Source organism: Brevundimonas sp. (assembly GCF_032107865.1).
Lineage (GTDB): Bacteria > Pseudomonadota > Alphaproteobacteria > Caulobacterales > Caulobacteraceae > Brevundimonas.
In genome coordinates, this window is the sequence record NZ_DAMCNG010000242.1 from 1 (window position 1) to 3,778 (window position 3,778).

3 protein-coding genes are annotated in these 3,778 nt (G+C 68.0%); all 3 read left to right on the plus strand.

Annotation, left to right across the window (positions count from 1 at the left end; translation table 11 throughout):
* A partial coding sequence (locus RT567_RS14720) for a S10 family serine carboxypeptidase-like protein (protein ID WP_313577000.1) occupies positions 1–1,390 on the plus strand: 1,390 nt, incomplete at its 5' end.
* 133 nt (positions 1,391–1,523) lie between these two features.
* Positions 1,524–2,207 carry a pentapeptide repeat-containing protein gene (locus tag RT567_RS14725; protein WP_313577001.1) on the plus strand — a complete coding sequence of 228 codons (684 nt, stop codon included), beginning with the start codon at positions 1,524–1,526 and terminating at the stop codon, positions 2,205–2,207.
* Between the two features lie 8 nt (positions 2,208–2,215).
* The gene (locus tag RT567_RS14730; protein ID WP_313577002.1) at positions 2,216–2,998 is read left to right on the plus strand and encodes a pentapeptide repeat-containing protein; all 783 of its coding nucleotides are present in this window, start codon (positions 2,216–2,218) and stop codon (positions 2,996–2,998) included.
* Positions 2,999–3,778: the final 780 nt, after the last annotated feature.

The window sequence follows — 3,778 nt, forward strand, 5'->3', positions numbered from 1 at the left end:
CGAGACCCGCCACACCGGCGTCTTCGGCGGCCAGCGCATCGCCTACCGCGCCATCGCCGGCGAGACCTATCTGAAGGACAAGGAAGGCAAGCCGCTCGCGGCCATGGTCTCCTACAGCTACATCAAGGAAGGTCCGACGGACCCGAACCGCCCCGTGACCTTCCTGTGGAACGGCGGCCCCGGCTCCGGCTCCCTGTGGCTGCACATGGGCGCCTTCGGGCCCAAGCGCGTGGTCGTGCCGTCGGACGCCCGCGACGACGGCGCCGCGCCCTTCCCCATCATCGACAACGTCGACTCCCTGCTGGACGTCACCGACATCGTCTTCATCGACCCGATCGGCACCGGCTTCAGCCGCGCCCTGGGCAAGACCGACCCGGCCGACTACTGGGGCGTGACCAAAGACGCCAAGTCGATCGCCGAGTTCATCCGCCTGTGGCTGAACGAGCACGGCCGCTGGAACGCGCCGAAATTCATCGGCGGCGAGAGCTATGGCACCACCCGTTCGGCGGCGGTGATCAACGAGCTGGAAGGCAGCTACACCGACGTATCGATCAACGGCATCCTGCTGATCTCGTCGATCCTGGACTTCAGCCTGGCCGCCGACGCCCAGGGCAATGAGCTGGGCTTCGTCACCACCCTGCCCTCGATGGCGGCCGCCGCCTGGTATCACGACAAGGTGCCGAACAAGCCCGCCACGGTCGAGGAATTCGTCGCCGAGGCCCGCGCCTGGGCCATCGGCCCCTACGCCTCGGCCCTGCTGAAGGGCAACGCCCTGCCGGCCGACGAACGGGCGACGATCCTGCAGCAGCTGTCGCGCTACACCGGCATCTCGCAGACCTATCTCAGCAACGCCAACCTGCGCCTGTCGCCCGGCCGCTTCTACAAGGAGCTGCTGCGGGATCGCGGCCTGACCATCGGCCGTCTGGACGCCCGCTACACCGGCGTCGACTACGACAACGCCGGCGACCGCCCGGACAACGACCCCAGCTTCTACGGCATCGACGGCGCCTATACCGCCGCCATGAACGCCTGGGCGCGCGAAGGCCTGAAGTATTCGCCCGACGTAGTCTACTCCTCGATCGGCGGCACCCGGAACTGGGACTGGAACCTGCCGACCGCCGGACGCGGCGGCGCAGAGTATTTGAACGTCGCCCCCTACATCGGCCGCGCCCTGCGTGAGAACAGCGGCCTGCGCGTCTGGGTGGGTCAGGGCTACTACGACTTCGCCACGCCCTTCTTCGGCGCCGAATACTCGCTGAACCGTCCGGGCTTCCCGACCGACGGCCGCATCGAGTGGCACTACTACCACTCAGGCCACATGATGTATGTGCGCGACGACGACCTGAAGAAGCTATCCAGCGACATCCGCACCTTCATCCGCGCCCGCTAAGGCCGGACCCAGGTCAAGCAAGGCGGACCAGAGCCGGCAGCTCTGGTCCGCCCCTGCCCTCGACACGACCGAAGATGGCGCAAGGCCCGGAGATGATGGCGTCTCTTCCGCCCTCGCCGTATCTGGTTGCGTCATGCCCGCCTCCCAAATCATCACCGACAGACGCCTCGCCCGCCCGGACATCCAGGCGTTGCTGCGCGACGACGCGCCCGTCCATCTGATCGACTGCGATCTCGAAGACGCCGACCTGTCGCAGTTGGACCTGTCCTCTTGGACCTTTGAGCGTTGCGTCCTGCGCCGCACGGACCTGACCGGAGCGCGGCTTGAGAACAGCGTCTGGAAGTCCTGCCGCGCCAGCTTCATCCGCCTGGCCGGCGCCAAGCTGGCGGACGCCGCCTTCGCCTCCGTCGACTTCAGCAACGGCGTCTTTCGCGGCGCCAATCTGTCCGGCGCCGCCTTCCTCCATTCCAAGCTGACCGGCGCCGACCTGTCCGAGGCGCGCGGCATCGACCTGCGTTTCGAAGAGACCCTGCTGGTCGGCGCCCAGTTGTCGGGCCTGTCGTTCAGAAAGCAGACCCTGACCCGCCTGGACTTCGCCCAGGCCGACCTGCGGCGCTGCGACTTCCGTGAGGCGGTGTTCGAGGAATGCAGCCTTCAGGGCGCCCTCGTCGATGCGGCCCGGTTCGAAAACGCCGACCTCAGGGGCGCCGAGCTCGGCGGCTTCCGCCTGGTCGACGCCCGGATGCTGCGCGGAGCGGTCATCTCCCGCGCCCAGGCCGCCAAACTGGTGTCCGAACTGGGTCTTCAGGTCCGATAGGGCGCGCCATGTACGACTGCCTCAAGGATCAGTTCACGGTCTCCATCGGCGCCGACGACCTGGCCCGCAATCACGAGGGCGAGCCGCTGTCGGGCCGGATCGAAAACGTCTGCTTCGAGAACCAGACCCTCGACGCCCGCGCCGCCGATCTTCACTTCCTGAACTGCACCTTCGCCAGGGTGCGCTGGTCCGGCGACGCCCTTCACGGCGCCCGGTTCGAGCGCTGCACGTTCGACGCCGCCGCCTTTGCCGGGGTGGTGTTCGACGCCTGCCTCTTCCTCGCCTGTCGCAGCCTGGAGGGCGGCGTCGACTTCTCTCGCGCAGCCTTCCGCTACAGTGAAATCTCCGACTGCGCCTTCCTTCATCCGGTCTTCGACGGCGCCGACCTGAGCCGCCTCAGCATACGGAGATCGCGCCTGGACGGAGGACGACTGAAAGGCGCCCTCTTCGCCCGTCGCATCGCCGATGACCGCTCTCTCAGCGAATTCTCCCTGACGGACTCCGTTCTGCGCCGTTCCAACCTGGCCGACGCAGCCCTAACCGGCGGCGACTTCTATGGAAGCCAGGTGGTCGATTGCGACCTGAGCCGAGCGGACCTCGAGCGCACGACGTTCGCGCGGGGCGGATTTCAGAACGTGAAGCTGGGCGGCGCGCTGCTGGGCGGCGCCGACCTGCGGGGCGCGCGCTTCCGCCAGACCGACCTCTCAGCGGCGCGCGACTGGACCGGCGCACGGGTCGATCCCGAGGCGCTTGACGGCCTGCTGCCCGCCCTGGGCTTCAAGATCGGCTGACGGCCCGCCAGACGCGCCTTTCCTGTGGACAGCGCAACGCCCTGATCCATCTCGGCGAATTTCGTCCGCCCACAGATATCCACAGACTTGCCCACCGCGTCCGGGTCGATTCCGCACAGACGCTCCGATTTGGGCGCTTGCCCAATAACGGATTTCGCGGGAACGTCAACAGGCCGAAGGGACACGGCGGCGCGGAAATCCGGGGAGACCCGGAACTCAAGCGGACCGGTCCGGCTCTCTGACCCAGGGTTCCAAGCCTCTTCGGAGGACGCGGAAACACCGAAGCAGGGCCCAGGCTCCCGATCCTCTAGCGCCTCGGCGCCGGGATCACGGAGAACCAGGCCGGGATCGACGGACGGCGCGAGGTTCGCCTTGCGGAACGCCGAAGGCCAGGGGCCGATGGAATGAAGGTCGAACGACGCCGGGTCCGCCCGCCGACGCTGAGAACGACTTCCGACCCGATAGCGGCCAAGTCCAACCCGGACTTGGCGAGGGGACGCGATCCGCGATCCGACCGGCGACGGTCTGGCTCAAAGGGTTACGTCCCCTCGCTCAATTCCGGCGTCCGTTTCCAGGCGGAAATCCAACCTGGCGACGCCTCGCCTCCTTTCCAAGCGCGGCCCGCCCCCCTACACCCTAGACGTGATGACTCGCCCCCGCCTGCACCGACGCGGCCTTATGGCCGGCGCCCTCGGCCTGACCGCCCTGGGCGCCCTGTCCGCGTGCGGCCGCACCCCGGTCCAGACTGACGAATCCGGCCGGGTGCGCCTGCGGGTGGCG

What these genes read in the sequence shown, in the direction of transcription:
- RT567_RS14725 (WP_313577001.1), top strand. Translation starts at nt 1,524, where the DNA reads ATGCCCGCCTCCCAAATCATCACCGACAGACGCCTCGCCCGCCCGGAC.
- RT567_RS14730 (WP_313577002.1), top strand. Translation starts at nt 2,216, where the DNA reads ATGTACGACTGCCTCAAGGATCAGTTCACGGTCTCCATCGGCGCCGAC.